The sequence below is a fragment of the Pseudomonas sp. GL_117 genome, assembly GCF_057835125.1.
Genome location: NZ_CM174418.1, coordinates 4,550,028 through 4,569,995 on the forward strand (window position 1 = coordinate 4,550,028; position 19,968 = coordinate 4,569,995).

Annotated in this window: 17 protein-coding genes; 8 read left to right on the forward strand and 9 right to left on the reverse strand. The window is 61.5% G+C overall.

The window, feature by feature from the left end; all coding sequences use genetic code 11:
- Position 1 precedes the first annotated feature (1 nt).
- Positions 2-1,306 carry a guanine deaminase gene (gene guaD / locus AC3ISR_RS20595; protein WP_192297144.1) on the forward strand — a complete coding sequence of 435 codons (1,305 nt, stop codon included), beginning with the start codon at positions 2-4 and terminating at the stop codon, positions 1,304-1,306.
- Between the two features lie 139 nt (positions 1,307-1,445).
- Here the strand turns inward: guaD and AC3ISR_RS20600 are convergent, their stop codons facing one another.
- A complete protein-coding gene (locus AC3ISR_RS20600) occupies positions 1,446-2,210 on the reverse strand; it encodes a GntR family transcriptional regulator (RefSeq protein WP_192297145.1) in 765 nt (254 codons plus the stop codon).
- Between the two features lie 214 nt (positions 2,211-2,424).
- Here AC3ISR_RS20600 and AC3ISR_RS20605 point away from each other — a divergent pair, with 214 nt between their 5' ends.
- Entirely contained in the window at positions 2,425-3,615 is a 1,191-nt protein-coding gene (locus tag AC3ISR_RS20605; protein ID WP_192297146.1) for a benzoate/H(+) symporter BenE family transporter, read from the forward strand.
- A 37-nt stretch (positions 3,616-3,652) separates the two neighbouring features.
- Here the strand turns inward: AC3ISR_RS20605 and AC3ISR_RS20610 are convergent, their stop codons facing one another.
- Positions 3,653-3,997 carry a YggL family protein gene (locus tag AC3ISR_RS20610; RefSeq protein WP_016979277.1) on the reverse strand — a complete coding sequence of 115 codons (345 nt, stop codon included), beginning with the start codon at positions 3,995-3,997 and terminating at the stop codon, positions 3,653-3,655.
- A 237-nt stretch (positions 3,998-4,234) separates the two neighbouring features.
- Between AC3ISR_RS20610 and dacB the strand changes: the two genes are divergently transcribed.
- The gene (gene dacB / locus AC3ISR_RS20615; protein WP_463984208.1) at positions 4,235-5,695 is read left to right on the forward strand and encodes a D-alanyl-D-alanine carboxypeptidase/D-alanyl-D-alanine endopeptidase; all 1,461 of its coding nucleotides are present in this window, start codon (positions 4,235-4,237) and stop codon (positions 5,693-5,695) included.
- Between the two features lie 24 nt (positions 5,696-5,719).
- Here dacB and AC3ISR_RS20620 read toward each other — a convergent pair whose 3' ends face one another.
- Together AC3ISR_RS20620 and rlmKL are read right to left on the reverse strand one after the other, a co-directional pair.
- On the reverse strand, positions 5,720-8,119 hold the full coding sequence (locus tag AC3ISR_RS20620; RefSeq protein WP_463984207.1) for a sensor domain-containing diguanylate cyclase: 2,400 nt from the start codon (positions 8,117-8,119) through the stop codon (positions 5,720-5,722).
- Between the two features lie 140 nt (positions 8,120-8,259).
- On the reverse strand, positions 8,260-10,524 hold the full coding sequence (rlmKL, locus tag AC3ISR_RS20625; protein ID WP_192297149.1) for a bifunctional 23S rRNA (guanine(2069)-N(7))-methyltransferase RlmK/23S rRNA (guanine(2445)-N(2))-methyltransferase RlmL: 2,265 nt from the start codon (positions 10,522-10,524) through the stop codon (positions 8,260-8,262).
- A gap of 532 nt (positions 10,525-11,056) precedes the next feature.
- On the opposite strand from rlmKL, the gene rmf reads away from it, so the two are divergent.
- Entirely contained in the window at positions 11,057-11,272 is a 216-nt protein-coding gene (gene rmf, locus AC3ISR_RS20630; protein WP_002553055.1) for a ribosome modulation factor, read from the forward strand.
- A gap of 123 nt (positions 11,273-11,395) precedes the next feature.
- On the opposite strand, the gene AC3ISR_RS20635 is transcribed toward rmf, so the two are convergent.
- From AC3ISR_RS20635 to AC3ISR_RS20655, 5 genes are all read right to left on the reverse strand, one after another.
- Entirely contained in the window at positions 11,396-12,421 is a 1,026-nt protein-coding gene (locus AC3ISR_RS20635) for a quinone-dependent dihydroorotate dehydrogenase (protein ID WP_192297150.1), read from the reverse strand.
- Between the two features lie 86 nt (positions 12,422-12,507).
- Positions 12,508-12,969, reverse strand: coding sequence for a transglycosylase SLT domain-containing protein (locus AC3ISR_RS20640; RefSeq protein WP_192297151.1), 462 nt, complete (start codon positions 12,967-12,969; stop codon positions 12,508-12,510).
- Positions 12,962-13,348, reverse strand: coding sequence for a winged helix-turn-helix domain-containing protein (locus AC3ISR_RS20645; protein WP_226454900.1), 387 nt, complete (start codon positions 13,346-13,348; stop codon positions 12,962-12,964). The genes AC3ISR_RS20640 and AC3ISR_RS20645 overlap by 8 nt, the downstream gene beginning before the upstream one ends.
- A 165-nt stretch (positions 13,349-13,513) precedes the next feature.
- Positions 13,514-13,729, reverse strand: a complete 216-nt coding sequence (locus AC3ISR_RS20650; RefSeq protein ID WP_463984206.1) for a FliM/FliN family flagellar motor switch protein — start codon at positions 13,727-13,729, stop codon at positions 13,514-13,516.
- A gap of 14 nt (positions 13,730-13,743) precedes the next feature.
- On the reverse strand, positions 13,744-14,637 hold the full coding sequence (locus tag AC3ISR_RS20655) for a secretin N-terminal domain-containing protein (protein ID WP_463984205.1): 894 nt from the start codon (positions 14,635-14,637) through the stop codon (positions 13,744-13,746).
- A 250-nt stretch (positions 14,638-14,887) separates the two neighbouring features.
- Between AC3ISR_RS20655 and AC3ISR_RS20660 the strand changes: the two genes are divergently transcribed.
- From AC3ISR_RS20660 to AC3ISR_RS20675, 4 genes are all read left to right on the forward strand, one after another.
- Positions 14,888-16,114: a CmpA/NrtA family ABC transporter substrate-binding protein gene (locus tag AC3ISR_RS20660; protein WP_192297154.1), complete on the forward strand. Its 1,227-nt coding sequence runs from the start codon at positions 14,888-14,890 to the stop codon at positions 16,112-16,114.
- Between the two features lie 13 nt (positions 16,115-16,127).
- Positions 16,128-16,703 carry an ANTAR domain-containing response regulator gene (locus AC3ISR_RS20665; RefSeq protein WP_192297155.1) on the forward strand — a complete coding sequence of 192 codons (576 nt, stop codon included), beginning with the start codon at positions 16,128-16,130 and terminating at the stop codon, positions 16,701-16,703.
- 211 nt (positions 16,704-16,914) lie between these two features.
- The gene (locus tag AC3ISR_RS20670) at positions 16,915-18,126 is read left to right on the forward strand and encodes a nitrate/nitrite transporter (protein WP_463984204.1); all 1,212 of its coding nucleotides are present in this window, start codon (positions 16,915-16,917) and stop codon (positions 18,124-18,126) included.
- Positions 18,126-19,796 (forward strand): bifunctional protein-serine/threonine kinase/phosphatase, encoded by a 1,671-nt coding sequence (locus tag AC3ISR_RS20675; RefSeq protein WP_192297157.1) that lies wholly within the window; start codon positions 18,126-18,128, stop codon positions 19,794-19,796. The genes AC3ISR_RS20670 and AC3ISR_RS20675 overlap by 1 nt, the downstream gene beginning before the upstream one ends.
- Positions 19,797-19,968 lie beyond the last annotated feature (172 nt).

The window sequence follows — 19,968 nt, forward strand, 5'->3', positions numbered from 1 at the left end:
CATGCCTTTGACTCGCAAAGCCTACCGTGCCGCCATTCTGCACAGCATCGCCGACCCCGCCGAAGTTGGCATCGAAGCCTCCTACGAGTATTTCGAAGATGGCCTACTGGTGATTGAGAACGGTCAGATCAGCGCTGTCGGCCATGCGCAGGACCTGCTGCCGACCCTACCTTCCGACATCGACATCACCCACTACCAGGATGCGCTGATCACCCCCGGCCTGATCGACACCCACATCCACCTGCCGCAAACCGGCATGGTCGGCGCCTACGGCGAGCAGTTGCTGGACTGGCTCAACACCTACACCTTCCCGTGTGAAAGCCAATTCGCCGACAAGGCCCACGCCGAGGAAGTCGCCGACATCTTCATCAAGGAACTCCTACGCAACGGCACCACCACTGCGCTGGTGTTCGGCAGCGTGCATCCGCAGTCGGTGAATGCGTTCTTTGAAGCAGCGGAAAAACTCGACCTGCGCATGATCGCCGGCAAGGTGATGATGGACCGCAATGCCCCGGACTACCTGACCGACACCGCCGAAACCGGCTACCAGCAAAGCAAGGCGCTGATCGAGCGCTGGCACGGCAAGGGCCGCCTGCACTACGCCGTCACGCCACGCTTCGCACCGACCAGCACGCCGGAACAACTGGCGCTGGCCGGGCAACTGCTGGGGGAATACCCGGACCTGTACATGCAGACTCACATCAGTGAGAACAAGCAGGAAATCGAGTGGGTAAAAGAGCTGTTCCCCGAGCGAAACGGCTACCTGGATGTGTACGACCATTACCAGCTGCTCGGCGAGCGCTCGGTGTTTGCCCACGGTGTGCACCTGTGTGATGACGAGTGCGCGCGGTTGGCGGAGACCGGTTCGGCGGTGGCGTTCTGCCCGACGTCGAACCTGTTCCTCGGCAGTGGTTTGTTCAACCTGCCGATGGCGGAAAAACACAAATTGAATGTAGGACTGGGCACGGACGTGGGCGGCGGCACCAGCTTCTCGTTGCTGCAAACCTTGAACGAAGCCTACAAGGTCATGCAGTTGCAGGGCGCGCGATTGAGCCCGTTCAAGTCGCTGTATCTCGCCACATTGGGCGGCGCACGGGCGCTGCGCCTGGAAGACAAGATCGGTACGTTGCAGCCGGGCACGGATGCGGATTTCCTGGTGCTGGACTACAACGCCACGCCGCTGCTGAGCTATCGCTTGAAACAGGCCAATGACATTGCCGAGACGTTGTTTGTGCTGATGACGCTTGGGGATGATCGGACGGTGTTGCAGACCTATGCGGCCGGGCAATTGGTACACCAACGCTAATCCAGCAAACACCACAAAACCAATGTGGGAGCGGGCTTGCTCGCGAATGCGGTATGTCAGTCACAGATGTTTCGACTGATCCACCGCATTCGCGAGCAAGCCCGCTCCCACATTTTTTGTCCCCGGTGATTCAGGGAAATTACAGTTTTACTGAAGAGCGCCCCGGTTTCTTGGTCTGCAACAGGTGCGAAAACACCGCATGCAAATCATCCGACGCACTTTCCTCATCAAGGTTGAGCTTGCTGTCGATGTGATCCATGTGATGCATCATCAGGTCCACGGCCAACGCCGCGTCCCGCGCTTCGATCGCATCGATCAACTGGGTGTGTTCATCGTAGGAGCAGTGCGAGCGGTTGCCGCTTTCGTACTGGGCGATGATCAATGACGTCTGGGACACCAGGCTGCGCTGGAAGCTGATCAGCGGCGCGTTTTTCGCCGCCTCGGCCAGCTTGAGGTGGAATTCGCCGGAGAGACGGATACCCGCCCCACGGTCGCCACGGGAAAAGCTGTCGCGCTCGTCGTTGACCATCTGACGCAGTTCGGCCAATTGTTCGGCAGTGGCGTGCTGGACCGCCAGCTCGGTAATCGCGCGTTCTACCAGACGCCGCGCCATAAATACCTGGCGGGCCTCTTCCACACTCGGGCTGGCAACCACTGCACCGCGGTTGGGCCGCAGCAGCACCACGCCTTCATGGGCCAGGCGCGACAGGGCGCGACGAATGATGGTGCGGCTGACGCCGAAGATTTCGCCCAGTGCCTCTTCGCTCAATTTGGTGCCGGGTGCCAGGCGTTGTTCGAGGATCGCCTCGAAGATATGCGCGTAGACAATATCGTCCTGGGTTCCGCTGCGACCGGCCTTGCCAGCTCGCGGTTGTTTCTTGAGAGGTTGCAACTGTTCGTTCATGGGCACTCGGGTCGGGAGAACGGCGGCGAAATAACGGTAATACGGCAACAGCGTGTTGCTGGCAAGTATCACCTAAAAACAGCGCACATTGTACACAACCGATTGCGCCAACACACTGTACGGCTGTTTGCGGTCTCGGCTGTATTGCAATGAGTGGTTACGTTTGAGTTTAGGCTTGAATCAGCAATTTCTCTGGTTAAAGGAACACCTTTCTATGTCCGAAGCCGCCCAAGCGCCGCTGCGCCCACTGGCCGACACCTCTGCATCGGCGATCGTCGCCGGTTTCATCGCCATGATGACCGGCTATACCAGCTCCCTGGTGCTGATGTTCCAGGCCGGTCAGGCCGCCGGTTTGACCACGGCGCAGATTTCCTCGTGGATCTGGGCGATTTCCATCGGCATGGCGGTGTGCAGCATCGGCCTGTCCTTGCGCTATCGCACGCCGATCACCATTGCCTGGTCGACACCCGGCGCCGCGTTGCTGATCACCAGCCTGGGTGGAGTGAGTTACGGCGAGGCCATCGGCGCCTACATCACCTGCGCGGTGCTGGTGACGATCTGTGGGTTGACCGGCAGTTTTGAAAAACTCGTCAAGCGCATCCCGGCGTCGCTGGCTGCGGCCTTGCTGGCGGGGATCCTGTTCAAGATCGGCAGCGAGATTTTTGTCGCCGCGCAACACCGCACCGGCCTGGTGCTGGGGATGTTTTTCACCTACCTGATCATCAAGCGCCTGTCGCCGCGTTATGCGGTGTTGGCTGCGCTGGTGCTCGGCACGCTGCTGTCGGGGTGGATGGGCCTGTTGGATTTCAGCGGCTTCCACCTGGAAGTGGCGACGCCGGTATGGACCACCCCGCACTTCTCCCTGGCGGCGACCATCAGCATCGGCATCCCGCTGTTCGTGGTGGCGATGACCTCGCAAAACATGCCCGGCGTGGCGGTCTTGCGGGCAGATGGCTACAACGTTCCAGCCTCGCCGCTGATCACCGCTACGGGCCTCGCATCCCTGGTACTGTCGCCTTTCGGTTCCCACGGCATCAACCTGGCCGCGATCAGCGCGGCGATCTGCACCGGGCCTCACGCCCATGAAGACCGTAACAAGCGCTACACGGCGGCGGTCTGGTGCGGGGTGTTCTACGGGATTGCCGGGGTGTTTGGCGCGACGCTGGCGGCACTGTTCGCCGCATTGCCCAAGGAACTGGTGCTGTCGATCGCGGCGTTGGCATTGTTTGGCTCGATCATCAATGGCCTGAGCATCGCCATGAACGAGCCGAAGGAGCGGGAAGCGGCGTTGATCACCTTTATGGTCACTGCGTCAGGCTTGACGCTGTTTTCCATCGGGTCGGCGTTCTGGGGGATTGTCGCGGGGGTGTTGACGCTGTTGATTCTGAATGGGCGCAAGGCATAAAAAAACGGCGACCCTCAGGTCGCCGTTTTTTTCAGTATCACTTAGCCGCGTTGATCGGCTTTTCCGGATACCACACGTCCAGCAACGGGCTGACTTCAGCCTTGGTCAGCTCGGAACGGGTTTTCAGCCAGGCTTCAACGGCAGCACGCTGCTCTTCGGAGACCGAGCCACGCTTCTGCAAGCAAACCAGACCGAAGTCATCGCCGCCAACATAGCCCAGACCGTTGGCTTCCATGGCTTCTTTGATGAATGCTTCGAGGAAAGCGTCGATAGCTTCTTCACTCAGGCCTTCGTTGAAGTCCAGGTTCAGTTCGAAACCCAGCTCTTGAAATTCATCAACGCACAGTTTTTTGCGCAGACGCTGGGAACGGTTAGTCGCCATTGGAACAATCCTCTTAAGTAATAACGGGCGGCACTTTAGCAGTTTAAGGCGGCGATTGCCCGACTCTCTGGGACGGGCGGCAAATTGCCTGCAAAAAAACGCCGATTTCCAGCTATCGTTCAGCTACAACAGGCCCCACCTTGGGGCATAATGCCGACACTTTCATGACCAATGAGGGATTTTCTGTCTATACCCCTCGCCTTTTTCACCCTTCTCAGCAGTAGGGTTTTATTCTTTATGATCAAATCTTTTCGTCCATTGCTCCTTGCCGGTCTGCTCTTGCCATTGGCCTTCTGCGTCCGCGCCGCCCCCGTCAACAACAGCCTGCCGCCGAATGTCCAACAGGCGCTGTCCAAAGCCAAACTGCAAAACAATGCACTGTCCCTGGTAATGATCCCCCTGAACGGCCCGGGCACACCTACCGTCTTCAACGCCGACGTCTCGGTCAACCCGGCCTCCACCATGAAGCTGGTCACCACCTACGCGGCTCTGGAAATGCTGGGGCCCAACCACCAGTGGAAAACCGAGTTCTACACCGACGGTACCCTCAGCGGTGGCGTGTTGCACGGCAACCTGTACCTCAAGGGCGGCGGTGATCCCAAGCTGAACATGGAAAAACTCTGGCTGCTGATGCGCGACCTGCGCGCCAACGGTGTGCAGCAAGTCACCGGCGACCTGGTGCTGGACCGTGCCTTCTTCAAACAGCCGCTCTTGCCCGAGTTCAATGACGATGGCAACGACGAGAACAAGCCGTTCCTGGTCAAGCCCGACGCCCTGCTGGTCAACCTCAAGGCCCTGCGTTTTGTGACCCGCAATGATTCGGGGCGGGTGATCGTCTCGGTCGAGCCGCCAATTGCCAGCATCCGCATCGACAATCAGGTCAAGGTGTCCAACGCCAAGCAATGCACTGGCGATGTGCGCTACAACCCGGTAACGGCCGCCGATGGCAGCGTGACGGTGACCGTCAGCGGCCAGTTGGCCGATGGCTGCAGCTCGCAGACGTACCTGTCGCTGCTCGACCATGCCACCTACACCGCCGGCGCCGTGCGGGCGATCTGGCAGGAGCTGGGCGGTTCCATCCAGGGCCGCGACATTCAGGCACCAGTGCCCAAGGATGCCAAGGTACTGGCTCGGGCGTTCTCGCCGGACCTGGCGGAAATCATCCGCGACATCAACAAATACAGTAACAACACCATGGCCCAGCAGTTGTTCCTGAGCCTGGGCGCGCAGTTCCGCAACGATGCCGACGGTGACGACGCCAAAGCCGGCCAGCGTGTCGTGCGCCAATGGTTGGCGAAAAAGGGCATCACCGCGCCGCACCTGGTGATGGAGAACGGCTCCGGCTTGTCCCGTGCCGAACGTGTCAGCGCCCGCGAAATGGCCGCCATGTTGCAAGCGGCATGGAAAAGCCCCTACGCGGCGGAGTACATCAGCTCACTGCCGATTGCCGGCACCGACGGCACCATGCGTAAACGCCTGAAGACCACCGCGATGCGCGGCGAGGCCCACGTCAAGACCGGTACCTTGAACACCGTGCGCGCCATCGCCGGATTCAGCCGCGACAACAACGGCAATACCTGGGCGGTGGTGGCAATCCTCAACGATCCGAAGCCGTGGGGGGCATCGTCGGTGCTGGATCAGGTGTTGCTGGACCTGTACCGCCAGCCGAAGGCGGTGGCGGCCGCGCCAGTCCTTTAATCTGTAGGAGGGCTTGCGACGGTCTCACGTACGCAAGCCTTCAACCTCCACCCGGTCCCTGCCCGCCTGCTTGGCGACATACACCGCCGAGTCCGCCCGCAACAGCAAGCCATCGATGCCTTCATCCACCCGCCAACTGGCCACACCAAAGCTGGCAGTGACAATGCCCACCGGCTCCATCGGCGCATTGCGCAACGACTGCCACAATTCCATCGCCAGGCTGTAGGCCTGCTTGCCGTCGGTGTTGGGGCACAGCACCATGAACTCTTCACCGCCCAGGCGGCAGAACACGTCGGTACGCCGCAGGCGCACACTGATGCGCCTGCACAGCTCCTGCAACACCCCATCGCCCACGCCGTGGCCATGCTGGTCGTTGATCCGCTTGAAGTGGTCAATATCCAGCATGATCAACGACAGCGAACCGGAGACACGGTTGAGTCGTAACATCTCGGCCTTGAGGCGGTCCTGGAAATAGCGGCGGTTGTGGATGCCAGTCAGAGAGTCGGTGATGGAGAGCGCGCGCAGCTCTTCCTCGACCCGTTTCAGATCGGAAATATCCGATACGTAGCCATGCCACAAGGTGCCGCCTCCCGGTAATTCTTCCGGCGTGGCTTCGCCGCGAATCCAGCGCAGGCCGCGTTGCGGCAACTGCACACGGTACTCTTCACGCCAATGGCTCAACTGCAACGCAGATAGACGAATCGATGCCCGCACCCGCTCCACATCCAGGGGATGAATGCGCTCAAGCACCCGGCTGGCGTCCTGTTGCAACGTGCCTGGCTCGATTTCATAAATATCGCGCATGCCATCGCTGGCGTAGATGAAACGCCACTTTTCATGGGCTTCGAGGGTGAACTGGAAGATCCCGCCGGGCACGTGGGCACTGAGTTTCTTGAGCAGGCGGTCCCGCGCGGCCAGGGCCTCGTAGGCGCGCTTTTGCTCGGTGATGTCAAGGTAGATCGCCAAGTGCCCGACCCACAAGCCATGGTCATCAAGCAATACGGTGGCCAGCATATTCACGGTCAGTTGGCTGCCGTCCCGGCGCTTGAGGGTCCACTCCCGAGCCTCGTGCTGGTGGTCGGGGCGCTCCACCAGCATCGCCTGGCTTGGCGGAATCCGCTTGCCCATGGCCATGCTCAGCGTGGCGGCGCGGGCATCGAGCTCCGATTCCAGGTGCAGGCTGTCCAGGGTCAAGCGCCCCAACACATCCTCGGACTTGAACCCCAGCATCTGCTCGGCCCCCGCATTGAAGGTGTTGATCACGCCGCGCAGGTCGGTAGCAATGATTGCGACTTGGGTCGCCGCATTCAGCACGCTGCGCAGTTGCCCATGGGCGCCGCGCAACTCCAGCTCTCGCACACGCAACTGCTCGGTGCGTTGCTCGACCAGTTTCAGCGCGCGCTGGCGCTGGCTGACCAACACATACAGCAACGCGCTGAGCAACAGGCTAAGCAGCCCGCCCATGGTCAGGATCGTACTCATCGAGGAATGGTTGGCCTGGTCGAACACCTGGCTCGGACGCAGGTTCAAGGCATACACATGATCCCCCAGGCTCAGCCGGCGTGCGGCCACCAGGTCGCTGCTGCCCGGCGCATTGCTGGACTCATACAGTGCGCGCTTGCGGATGTCGGACGTGTCGATGATCTGCATGACCAGGTTGTCACGGTTCGGCTTGGGCAAACCGTCGGCCACCAATTGCCGCATGCTGATCACCGCCATCACATAGCCGTAGGGCTCAGCCTGGGATTGTTGGGTTTCGGGCAGCTTACTCACGGGTGCCACCAGCAAGACGCCGGCGGCGTAGGCTGGTTCGACGCCGACCAGTTGCATGGGTTGCGACACGGCCAGCTTGCCCGTCTTCAACGCGCGCTCAAGAACTGAACGCCGCAGCGGCTGGGCCAGCAAGTCAAAGCCCAGGGGCGAGCCGAGCAGACTCTGGGTCTGGCTGTAGAGCACCGGCACGTATTCATCGCGCTCGGGCGCCGACGCCAGCTCCCCTTGGGCATTCAGCTCACGAATGCTGAACGGCTCACCGCGCTGGCGCGACACATCCTCTTCAAACGCACTGCGCTGGTCGCGAAACACCCGTGGCGCCCAGGCATAAGCACGGGTCCGCAACAGCAGGGGCTGGGCAAAACCATCGAATTCTTCGCGGGAAACCTCGCCGGAGTTGACGAAAAAACGCCGCAGGCTGCCCAGGCGTTGCTCCTGGTCCTCGAAGCGCTCTTGCAGGCGGGTGTAGCGTTCATTGACCAGCAGTTGAAAGCGTTGGCGCACCTGCTGCTCGTAGAGGTCGGAGGCGGCCCAGGCGATGATCAACGTCAGCGCGCCACCGGCCAGGAACACCATCAACGCCACCAGCCAAGCCGATGCCTGCTCACTGATAAAACCTAGGATTTTCGGGCGAACAGCTTGCAACGGCATAGGCAACACTCACAACGCCAGCGTGCGGGGGGTGTCACTTTGGCTAGGCATTAAGTTATAGCCATCGGCCCTGTATTTGACCAGCGCAAAAAAGCCGCAAGCCCGGAAAAATCCAGGCTTGCGGCTTTTTTTAGGAGCGATCAGCGTGCAGTGATTTTCCACGCCCGGTGAATCTTCGCGTTGCGCGCGAAATCCGGGTCAATGGTCTTGTCACTGATCTCTTCGACCGCATAGCGCTCGCTGAGGTTGTCCTCCAGCGCGAACTTGCGGAAGTTGTTCGAGAAATACAGCACGCCACCCGGCGCCAGGCGGGCCATGGCCAGGTCGAGCAGCTGCACGTGGTCACGCTGCACGTCGAAGATGCCTTCCATGCGCTTGGAGTTGGAGAAGGTCGGCGGGTCGATGAAGATCAGGTCGAATTCATCACGACTGGCTTCCAGCCACGCCATCACATCGCCCTGCTCCAGACGGTTCTTGTCGGAGAAACCGTTGAGGGAGAAGTTGCGACGCGCCCAGTCCAGGTAAGTCTTGGACAAATCGACACTGGTGGTGCTGCGTGCGCCGCCCTTGGCTGCGTGCACACTTGCGGTAGCGGTGTAGCAATACAGGTTGAGGAAACGCTTGCCGGCCGCTTCTTTCTGGATACGCATGCGCATCGGACGGTGGTCGAGGAACAGGCCGGTGTCGAGGTAGTCGGTGAGGTTGACCAGCAACTTCACGCCGCCTTCGCTGACCTCAGTGAACTTGCCCTGGGCGCTCTGGCGCTCGTACTGCTTGGTGCCACTCTGGCGCTCGCGGCGCTTGACGACGACGCGGCTCTTGTCGATGTTCAGCGCCTGGGGAATCGCGGCCAGGGCATCAAACATGCGGGCGGAGGCTTTTTCCGGGTCGATGGACTTCGGTGCGGCGTATTCCTGCACATGCACCCAATCGTGGTACAGGTCGATGGCCATGGAATATTCCGGCATGTCGGCGTCGTACACGCGGTAGCAATCCACGCCTTCGCGCTTGGCCCACTTGCCCAGCAGCTTGAGGTTCTTTTGCAGGCGATTGGCGAACATCTGCCCGCCTTCACTCAGGCGTGCCTGTTCAACCACCGGAGCCGGGGCGGGCTTGATCGGGTTGCCGTTCTTGTTGTACTGGCGCTCTTGCGGCTCGACCGGGGCTTGATCGTAAGCGGCTTGCTCACGTTCCGCCTGGCGTTGCTCTGGCGTGCGACGCTCGCCGGTGACGAACTGGTCGGGGTTGACCTTGATCAGCAGCAATTTGCACGGCAACGCACCGTTCCAGAACGAATACTGCTTGTGGCTGCGGATGCCCATGCGCTTGCCCAGGTCCGGCGCGCCGGTGAACACCGCCGCTTCCCAGCCCATGCACGCCTGGCGCAGGCGCTCGCCGAGGTTCTGGTAGAGGTACAACAGGCTGGCTTCGTCACCCAGACGCTCGCCGTACGGCGGGTTGCAGATGACCAGGCCTTTCTGGTTCTGGTCCGGGCGCGGCTCGAACGTGCCGACTTCGCCCTGGTACACCTTGATCCAATGGCTCAGGCCCGCGCGTTCGATGTTGTTGCGCGCAGGTTGGATCAGGCGCGGGTCGGCTTCATAGCCACGAATCCACAACGGCGGTTTGTTCATGCCGATCGCGGCACGTTCCGACGCTTCGGCGTGAAGTTTCTTCCACAAAGCCGGGACGTGACCGAGCCAGGTGGTGAAGCCCCACAACTCACGGTTCAGGTTCGGTGCCATGTCGGCAGCGATCATCGCGCCTTCCACCAGGAAGGTACCCACGCCGCACATCGGGTCAGTCAGCGCGCCGCCTTCGGCAGCGATGCGCGGCCAGCCGGCACGGATCAGCACGGCTGCCGCGAGGTTTTCCTTCAACGGTGCTGCACCCTGCTGCAGACGGTAGCCGCGCTGGTGCAGGCTGTGGCCGGAGAGGTCGAGGGACAGAATGGCTTCGCCACGGTCCAGGCGCAGGTGGATGCGCAGGTCCGGGTTGATCTTGTCGATGGACGGACGTTCGCCGGTCGGGGTGCGCAGCTTGTCGACAATCGCATCCTTGACCTTCAGCGCGCCGAAGTGGGTGTTGTCGATGCCCGAGCCATGGCCGCTGAATTCCACGGCCAAGGTGCCGTCCGGCACCATGTGATCGGCCCATTCGATGTCCAGCACGCCGTGGTAGAGGTCTTCGGCGTCCTTCATCGGGAAGCGCTTGAGCACCAACAACACGCGGTTGGCCAGGCGCGACCAGAGGCACAGGCGGTAGGCGGTTTCCATGTCGGCCATGCCGCGCACGGCCGAGGTGTGCTCGCGAGCTTCCTCAAGGCCAAGCCCGATGGCTTCCTCGATCAGCAGGCCTTCGAGGCCCTTGGGGCAAGTGAGGAAGAGTTCAAAACGGTCCGACATGGGGCATTCCAGGCTTTTCAGCAATAAATGAACGGGCGACGCATCGCCGGCTCGGTTTTCAATCAAGCACTTTTCTTGAAGAGTGCTCGCGTGGCACGAATGTGCCGTCCCACCCCGCCTGCAGGCCCTTTGGGCGTTGAGTGACGGGGCAGATCGATAAAGTGCAGCAACAAAAGGAAATATTCCGACCCTTCGTCGAATAATAACCGACTGCAACGGGCGGGCATTCTCACTAAAGGATTAAACCCATCCTCTTTGCAGGGTGCATCATAGCTGGGTTTGCCAGACAAATGGGGCGAAAAGCCAGCCCAGCTTATGGCTATAGCATCGTTATCGTTACGTGCTTATGACAAAACGATCATTGAATCCATGTGACCTATTGGTTAGAACTCAACACAGGTTGGCGCCGTAACGACGCCGACACATAGGCTCGCCACGCCGGCAGCGAGCCCACCAACGGCAGAAAAACTCTGCCCGGCTCCCAACGGGGCCGAAGGATATCAAGACAGTCAACAAGTGAGGGAAACACCCTATGAGAAGACTTAAGCGTGATCCGTTGGAAAGAGCGTTTTTACGCGGATATCAATATGGCGTTCATGGCAAATCCCGTGAGCTTTGCCCATTTACTCTACCGTCGGTACGCCAAGCCTGGATCAACGGCTGGCGAGAAGGACGCGGCGACAACTGGGACGGTATGACTGGCACTGCGGGAATCCACAGACTCAACGAACTTCACGCCGTCGGCTAATAAGGGCATTCAATTCCGACACACACTGTTGAAGCGATAACGACTTAACCATGCACGTCCTATCCGGGCGGCGGGCTTCGGCCCAGGGGGCTCCTTTATGGAGCCCTTTTTAATGGGCGCTTGTCAGGCCTTTGGCAGTGCGGCGATGGCATCCACCGCCTGGCGGATCAGCGCCGGGCCCTTGTAGATGAACCCGGAGTACAACTGCACCAGGCTGGCGCCGGCAGCGATCTTCTCGGCCGCATGCTTGCCTTCGGTGATACCGCCCGCGGCGATGATCGGCAAGCGCCCGGCCAGTTCGGCGGCCAACACCTTGACGATATGGGTGCTCTGCTCACGCACCGGCGCACCTGACAGGCCACCCGCTTCGTCGCCATGGGCAAGGCCTTCGACACCGACACGACTGAGGGTGGTGTTGGTGGCAATCACTGCATCCATACCCGAATCCACCAGGGCCTGGGCCACCAGTACGGTTTCTTCGTCGCTCATGTCCGGGGCAATCTTGATCGCCAACGGCACGCGCTTGCCATGGCGTACGGCCAGGTCTTCCTGGCGCTGGCGCAGGGCTTCAAGCAATTGCTTGAGGGAGTCACCGAACTGCAGGCTGCGCAGGCCCGGGGTATTGGGTGAGCTGACGTTGACCGTGACGTAGCTGGCGTGGGCGTAGACCTTGTCCAGGCAGATCAGGTAGTCATCCACCGCACGTTCCACCGGCGTGTCGAAGTTCTTGCCGATATTGATGCCGAGGATGCCCTTGTACTTCGCCGCCTGAACCCGCGACAGCAGGTTATCGACCCCCAGGTTGTTGAACCCCATGCGGTTGATGATCGCCTCGGCTTCCGGCAAGCGGAAGATGCGCGGCTTGGGGTTGCCCGGCTGCGGACGCGGGGTCACGGTGCCGATTTCGACAAAACCGAAACCCAGTTGCGCGAAGCCGTCGATGGCCGCGCCGTTCTTGTCCAGGCCAGCCGCCAGCCCGACCGGATTGGGGAAATCCAGCCCCATTACCGACACCGGCATCTTTGCCGGCGCCTTGCATACCAGGCCATTGAGCCCCAGGCGGCCACCGGCACCGATCAGGTCCAGGGACAGATCGTGGGAAGTTTCCGGAGAGAGTTTGAACAACAGCTGGCGGGCCAGGGTATACATGGGCGGGCTAGACTCGGATGGCGGCGAAAGGTGACGGCGATTATAGCCGCGGTGGCGCGCTGCATGCGAGGCGTGCCGCCCAATCATCAGCTGCGATTGGCGACCAGTTCCTCATAACGCGCCCAGATCTTCTGCGCATACTGCATCCGTAGCGCATCACGCTTGGGGCCGGAGCCTACACCGACGTTATAGGAACCCACGGCGGTCCAGTTGTAGCCAAAGCGCTGAATGAACTCGGAAAGAATCGAAGCCGCTACCTCTATCGACAGACACGGCTCGCTCAACAGCCTCTCTTCGGTAATGCCCTGGTTGAGCAATCGCGGCAAATGAATGCTGTTGATCTGCATCAGGCCGATGTCTCGCGTGCCATTACGATTGGCGGTGTTGATCGCGCTGGCGCGGTAGCCTGACTCTACTGCCGCGATGGCCTGCAGCAACTCCGGCTCAATGTCGTAGCGGCTGGCCACTTCGTCCCAGCAGTACGCCAGTGCCGGGGTGCTGCCCATCAATAGGCTCAGCAACAACCCTTTGCTCCACACCTTAACCATTGCTCACCTGCCCACACACCGAACACACATACGCGACCGGCGCGGGATCATCCGCCCCGGTCCGCACCTCGCAGGTAAAGCGATAGCCCCTGCCATAGATCGTCTTGATAAAGCCCTTGTCGCCCTTCAAGTGCTTGCGCAGCGAGTAGATGCAACGCGTCAGTGATTCCTCGGCCACCTCGCCACGAGGCCAGGCCAGCTCCAGCAAACGATCCTTGGTCATCAGCGTGCCGGCCGAGGCCAGCAGCAACCGCAGGACCTGCCCCTCTTTGGGCGGCAACTGAATGTCCACCTCCCCGCTGGTCAAACGGCCATCGCCATGCAAGGTCCAGCGGGCAAAGACGAGGGGCGCCGTCGATTCATCAATCACGACAGCCATACGTACCTCTGCATCCAACTACTGACATTGAATTCCCTATTTTCCTGTACCGACCACCCGCCAACCGCATGACTATAAAAAACCGTCCTACACCTCGCGCTAGGACAAAACCCATTCATCCCGCGATTTTCGGAAGCGTGCCTTAGGACAATTCCTTGCGCGGCCCTACCGACCTAGCCACTCCTGGTAGATCTCATGCAGCTCAATCCCTAACCGATCCTCCAACTGCACCAGCTCGCCCAACGCCATTAAATGGCCGTTAACCCGAACTTCGACGCAGCGGGTGATGCCCGGTGCCAAGGGCAGCACCTTGCCCACGTCGAACGCCGCCAGGCGCTTGCGACTGATCAGTTGCTCCTGCAGAAGTATTTCCAGGTGCATGGGAAAACGCCTATTCAGTGAGAGATTTCGCGACCCGGCCGCATAAATGCACGTTGCACACGCTTGGACTGCTCGGCACTCAGCAGCGGTGGCACAGCATTGTCGGCCTGCCACAACGCGGCATCATCCGGCGGTTTGAAGACATCCAACTCCGCCACCCACTTCTTGATCAGTGTCACCTGGGCGGGCTTGCCCTTGATCAGCAAGCTGTTGGTATCGGGGTAGGCAATCAGCGCAAGACGGGCGTCAGCCGGCGCGCCCTTGCGCTCCTTGGCGAGGCGGGCCTCGATCAGCGAAACCATCCCCGGCACCGTAATCGTGTTTGCGCCCGCCCCGTAACTGCGATCCGCCACGTCACGGTTGAACACCTGCACCACACCAAACGCCGCTGCGGGCTCGGCTGGTTTGCGGTCCATCAGTTGTGCCAGGCGCAGTACCCGGTCCACATAGCTTGGCGGGCCCGACACATAGAACGTACGCGCTCCGCTTGCACGCAGCGGATAACGCGATTCGTCAAGCCCGGCACGCCCCATCAGGCTGCGCAGCCGAGCGACGGAAATGTAGCGGAGCGCCACCGCCGAGCTGCGCGCTTCACCAGCGTCATAGAGGTACACCACGCGCCCGTGGCTGTACCAGATCAACCCTTCGCGCTCGGCCAGCAGTTCCAGAACCTGTTGCGGGGTCTCGAAATCGAATACGCCACTGACCTGCCGGCGAGCGGCTTGAGGACTGACCACCACCGGCAAACCCAGGGGCACGGAAAGCGCGGTAAAAAACCTGCGCAGGCTTTGATCCTGCGCCAGATAGAGCTCACCCCGGGCAAACGAGGAGCCCAGCAACAACGCAACGCACAACAACCAGTTGCACAGCCGGTGGCGGGTCATGCTTGCACGGGGATCAGTCTGCACCTTGGGGTTTCCTGGGCGGCCGGGCGTAAAGAAACGGCCATACTGAAAGGCACTCAGCTTTCAATCTTGACGGAAAGCTGACGGCAAGTGACCTCCACCGCCCCGTGGCATGTGCATTGCTTTGCACTGTGCATCAGAGCGCGCGCCAACGAAGGCGCAGGCTTACGGACAAAGGCGTCGTTACCTTGCAAGGGCCTCTACCGCCACCCGAGGGAACGACGCTTTTTTTTGAGAGAAAAGGCAGGTGTTGATGAACGAACCGGCAGACTACAGCCCGACCCGCAATGCGCTGGCCTGGGTCAATGGCAGTGACGCCCCGGAAAGAAGCAGCCTGGACCTCGGCTTCATGGCCTTGAGCGATTGCGCCTCGCTGGTCGTCGCCGCCACCCAGGGCTTCGCCCAACCTTATGGCCTGACACTCAACCTCAAGCGCCAGGCGTCCTGGGCCAACCTGCGCGACAAACTGGTCAGCGGTGAACTCGACGCCGCCCACAGCCTGTATGGGCTGATCTACGCGGTGCACCTGGGCATCGGCGGCGTTGCGCCGACCGACATGGCGGTGCTGATGGGCCTGAACCAGAACGGCCAGAGCATCAACCTGTCCCACGGCCTGCAACAGCAAGGAGTGGTCACTCCTGAGGCGCTGGATCGCCACGTGCACCAAAGCCGCACAAAACTGACCTTTGCCCAGACGTTTCCCACAGGCACCCACGCCATGTGGCTGTATTACTGGCTGGCGAGCCAGGGCATTCATCCGCTACGGGATGTCGATAGCGTTGTAGTCCCTCCGCCGCAAATGGTCGCGCATCTGCAAGCCGGGCGTATCGACGGTTTCTGTGTCGGCGAACCCTGGTCCGCCAGCGCGGTGAAGCAGAACCAGGGCTTTACGATGGCGACTACCCAGGCGATCTGGCCGGATCATCCGGAAAAAGTCCTTGGCTGCACCCAGGCGTTCGTCGACCAATACCCCAACACCGCTCGCGTACTGGTGATGGCGATCCTCGAAGCCAGCCGCTTCATTGAACAAAGCCAGGAAAACCGCCGATCCACCGCGCAATTGCTCAGCGCCCGCGACTACCTTGACGCGCCGCTCGACTGCATCGAACCGCGCCTGCTCGGCACCTACGACGACGGCCTCGGCAACCACTGGCAAGACCCCCATGCCCTGCGTTTTTTTGCCGAAGGCGCGGTAAACCTGCCGTATCTCTCCGACGGCATGTGGTTCATGACTCAATTCCGTCGCTGGGGCCTGTTGCGCGACGACCCGGACTATCTGGATGTTGCCCGCCAGGTCCAGCAACTAGCGCTCTATCGCGACGCCGCCAGCGCCGTTGGCCTCAGCACGACAGCCGCGGACATGCGCAGCAGCCAACTGATCGACGGCAAGATCTGGGACGGCCGTGACCCCGCCGCCTACGCGCGCAGTTTCCGCCTGCACGCAATGACCGATCCCACAAGCCGCCAGGCCTTGCGCTGACAGGAAGAACGATATGCTGCGAATCCTGTTGATCAACGACACCCCGCGTAAGGTCGGCCGACTCAAGGCCGCGCTGATCGAGGCCGGTTTCGAGGTGATCGATGAGTCAGGCCTGACCATCGACCTGCCCGCGCGCGTCGAAACGGTGCGTCCGGACGTGATCCTGATCGATACCGAGTCACCCGGGCGCGATGTGATGGAACAAGTGGTGCTGGTCAGCCGCGACCAGCCCCGGCCCATTGTGATGTTTACCGACGAACATGACCCAGATGTGATGCGCCAGGCGATCAAGTCCGGCGTCAGCGCCTACATCGTCGAAGGCATCCAGGCCCAACGCCTGCAACCGATCCTCGACGTGGCCATGGCACGCTTCGAGAGTGACCAGGCCCTGCGCGCCCAGCTGCAGGCCCGCGACCAGCAGTTGGCCGAGCGCAAGCGCATCGAACTGGCCAAGGGCATGCTGATGAAAATGAAGGCCTGCAATGAAGAAGAGGCCTACACCCTGATGCGCCGCCAGGCCATGAGTCGCCAGCAGAAACTGATCCAGGTGGCGGAGCAGATTATCGCCATGAGCGAGTTGCTCCGCTGATCTGGCGCAGCTCTTGCTAAAGGATCTTCACAGGTAGCCAACGGCGGTTGCCCCTCCACGACAAAGACGTCGCACATCCGGTTTGCCCCTCGCGAACCCGGTGGCGGCGTTTTTGCGTTTTGGCCCCAGTGCATGGGGCCGGTGGGGCGGCCTTAGCCGGCTGTTCCATCACCAGGCCTTCTTACAAGACTACCAACCGTTGAGGTGCGTGATGAAATCAAGCTTCTGGAAATCCGGGCACACCCCGACCCTGTTTGCCGCATTCCTGTATTTCGATTTGAGCTTCATGGTCTGGTATCTGTTGGGCCCGCTGGCGATTCAGATTGCCGCCGACCTGCACCTGACCACTCAACAGCGTGGCCTGATGGTCGCGACGCCGATCCTCGCCGGCGCGGTGCTGCGCTTTTTGATGGGCATGCTGGCCGACAAGCTGTCACCCAAGACCGCCGGGCTGATCGGCCAGGTGATCGTGATCGCGGCGTTATCAGGCGCCTGGAAACTCGGTATCCACAGCTACGAACAAGCCCTGTTGCTGGGCGTGTTCCTCGGCATGGCCGGCGCATCCTTTGCGGTCGCATTGCCATTGGCGTCCCAGTGGTATCCCGCCGAACATCAAGGCAAAGCCATGGGCATTGCGGGCGCAGGCAACTCCGGCACCGTGTTTGCGGCGTTGCTGGCGCCAGTGCTGGCAGCCGCGTTTGGCTGGAGCAATGTGTTCGGTTTTGCGCTGATCCCATTGACCCTGACCCTGATCGTGTTCGCCTGGCTCGCCCGCAATGCTCCCGAACGGCCGAAAGCCAAATCCATGGCCGACTACTTCAAGGCCCTGGGCGACCGTGACAGCTGGTGGTTCATGTTTTTCTACAGCGTGACCTTCGGCGGCTTTATCGGCCTGGCCAGTGCCCTGCCCGGCTATTTTAACGACCAGTACGGCCTGAGCCCGGTGACCGCTGGCTACTACACCGCCGCCTGCGTGTTCGGCGGCAGCCTGATGCGCCCGCTGGGCGGCGCCCTGGCCGACCGTTTCGGCGGGATTCGTACCCTGCTCGGCATGTACGGCGTGGCGGCGGTGTGCATCGCGGCGGTGGGTTTCAACCTGCCGAGTTCCTACGCGGCACTGGCACTTTTCGTCTGCACCATGCTCGGTCTTGGTGCCGGTAATGGCGCGGTATTCCAGTTGGTGCCGCAACGTTTTCGCCGTGAAATCGGCGTGATGACCGGCCTGATCGGCATGGCCGGCGGTATCGGCGGCTTTGCCCTGGCGGCAGGAATGGGCGCGATCAAACAGAGCACCGGCAGCTATCAATTGGCCTTGTGGCTGTTCGCTAGCCTGGGCGTGCTGGCCTGGTTCGGCCTGCACGGCGTGAAGCGTCGCTGGCGCACCACCTGGGGCTCGGCCGCCGTGACGGCCGCGCGCGTCTGATGAGCCTGCAACTGAGCATCGCCCACGCCAGCGCCATCGGCCCACGCCCGGAAAACCAGGACGCGCTGCGGGTGGTCACGCCCGTGGCCGAACTGGCCGCAAGCAAAGGTTACCTGTGCGCCCTGGCCGACGGCGTCAGCCAATGCGCCGACGGCGGCCTGGCGGCACGCTCGACCTTGCAGGCACTGGCCCTGGACTATTACGCCACGCCGCAAACCTGGGGCGTGGCCCAGGCGCTCGAACGCTTGCTGCTCGCGCAGAACCGCTGGCTGCAAGCCAATGGCGGCGGCCAGCCACTGCTGACCACCCTCAGCGCCCTGGTGTTTCGCGGCCAGCGTTTCACCCTGGCGCATGTCGGCGATTGCCGGGTGTATCGCTGGCTGGATGGCGAGTTGCAACGCATCAGCGACGACCATGTGTGGGAGCAACCGGGCATGCAGCATGTGCTCAAGCGCGCCCTCGGCCTGGATCAACACCTGGTGCTGGACTTTCTCGACGGCGAATTGCGCCAAGGCGAGTGCTTCCTGCTGCTCAGCGACGGCGTGTGGGCCACCCTTGCCGAGCACAGCATCAGCGCGATCCTGCGTGAGCAAACCGACCTCGAACTGGCGGTCAACACCCTGGTCAATGCCGCACACCTGGCCGGCAGCCAGGACAACGCCAGTGCCCTGCTGGTGCGTATCGACACGCTCGGCGCCGCGACCCTCGGCGACGCGCTGGTGCAGTTGCAGCAATGGCCGCTGCCGCCGCCACTGAAAACCGGCCAATCCTTCGAGGGCTGGCAGGTAGAAGGTGTGCTGGCACACAGTCGACAGTCATTGCTGTACCGGGTACGCGATGCCCAGCAGCAGCCATGGCTGCTGAAAACCCTGCCCCTCAACCGCGACGACGACAGCGACGCGGGGCAGGCCTTGCTGTCGGAGGAGTGGTTCCTGCGCCGGGTAGCCGGGCGCGCGTTTCCTGAAGTCCACGCCGCCAGCGCGCGTCAGCATTTGTACTATGTGATGCGCGAATATCCGGGGAGAACCCTGGCACAACTGTTCCAGCAACAAGGCCCATTGCCCCTGGCGCAATGGCTGTCCATCGCCGAGCGGTTGGTACGCGCGGTGGGCATGCTGCATCGGCGGCAGATCCTGCACCGCGACATAAAACCGGAGAACCTGTTGCAGGGGGACGACGGTGAGTTGCGCGTGCTGGATTTCGGCCTGGCCTACTGCCCGGGGCTCTCCGAAGACCGCGCGCACCTGCTGCCCGGCACCCCGAGTTTTATCGCGCCCGAGGCTTTCAGTGGAGAACGTCCTACGGCCCAACAGGATTTGTACAGTGTCGGCGTGACGCTGTATTACCTGCTGACCGGGCATTATCCCTACGGAGAAATCGAAGCGTTCCAACGGCCGCGCTTCACCCAACCCGTCAGCGCCAGCCGGTATCGCCCCGACCTGCCGGAGTGGCTGCCCCTGAGCCTGGGACGGGCGGTGGCCTCGCAACCCACACAACGTTATGAAACCGCTGAAGAGTGGCTGCGCGACCTGGAACAGGCCGACCGCCGCGAATTGAGCGTGCACCCAAGGCCGCTGCTGGAGCGCGAACCGCTCAAGGTCTGGCAAACCCTGGCCGCCATGTCTTTGCTGCTCAATCTGGTGCTGCTGTACTGGCTGCTGCACCACTAGAGGGCAAATAGCTCTGCGACATCGGGCCCAAACCCAATAAATCCGGGCATCTGCCAACTTGGCACAACCGCTGCATTAGCTCTTTCAACAACAGACATATAGCCGCCCCTTCAACGACGAAGGGTCGCGCTTCCCGAGAGAACGGGACCAGGACAAAGGCGTCCTCGCTAGG

Bases quoted from the DNA above. Each gene is read 5' to 3' on its own strand.
- guaD (WP_192297144.1), top strand. From the start codon at position 2: ATGCCTTTGACTCGCAAAGCCTACCGTGCCGCCATTCTGCACAGCATC.
- AC3ISR_RS20600 (WP_192297145.1), bottom strand. From the start codon at position 2,210: ATGAACGAACAGTTGCAACCTCTCAAGAAACAACCGCGAGCTGGCAAG.
- AC3ISR_RS20605 (WP_192297146.1), top strand. From the start codon at position 2,425: ATGTCCGAAGCCGCCCAAGCGCCGCTGCGCCCACTGGCCGACACCTCT.
- AC3ISR_RS20610 (WP_016979277.1), bottom strand. From the start codon at position 3,997: ATGGCGACTAACCGTTCCCAGCGTCTGCGCAAAAAACTGTGCGTTGAT.
- dacB (WP_463984208.1), top strand. From the start codon at position 4,235: ATGATCAAATCTTTTCGTCCATTGCTCCTTGCCGGTCTGCTCTTGCCA.
- AC3ISR_RS20620 (WP_463984207.1), bottom strand. From the start codon at position 8,119: ATGCCGTTGCAAGCTGTTCGCCCGAAAATCCTAGGTTTTATCAGTGAG.
- rlmKL (WP_192297149.1), bottom strand. From the start codon at position 10,524: ATGTCGGACCGTTTTGAACTCTTCCTCACTTGCCCCAAGGGCCTCGAA.
- rmf (WP_002553055.1), top strand. From the start codon at position 11,057: ATGAGAAGACTTAAGCGTGATCCGTTGGAAAGAGCGTTTTTACGCGGA.
- AC3ISR_RS20635 (WP_192297150.1), bottom strand. From the start codon at position 12,421: ATGTATACCCTGGCCCGCCAGCTGTTGTTCAAACTCTCTCCGGAAACT.
- AC3ISR_RS20640 (WP_192297151.1), bottom strand. From the start codon at position 12,969: ATGGTTAAGGTGTGGAGCAAAGGGTTGTTGCTGAGCCTATTGATGGGC.
- AC3ISR_RS20645 (WP_226454900.1), bottom strand. From the start codon at position 13,348: ATGGCTGTCGTGATTGATGAATCGACGGCGCCCCTCGTCTTTGCCCGC.
- AC3ISR_RS20650 (WP_463984206.1), bottom strand. From the start codon at position 13,729: ATGCACCTGGAAATACTTCTGCAGGAGCAACTGATCAGTCGCAAGCGC.
- AC3ISR_RS20660 (WP_192297154.1), top strand. From the start codon at position 14,888: ATGAACGAACCGGCAGACTACAGCCCGACCCGCAATGCGCTGGCCTGG.
- AC3ISR_RS20665 (WP_192297155.1), top strand. From the start codon at position 16,128: ATGCTGCGAATCCTGTTGATCAACGACACCCCGCGTAAGGTCGGCCGA.
- AC3ISR_RS20670 (WP_463984204.1), top strand. From the start codon at position 16,915: ATGAAATCAAGCTTCTGGAAATCCGGGCACACCCCGACCCTGTTTGCC.
- AC3ISR_RS20675 (WP_192297157.1), top strand. From the start codon at position 18,126: ATGAGCCTGCAACTGAGCATCGCCCACGCCAGCGCCATCGGCCCACGC.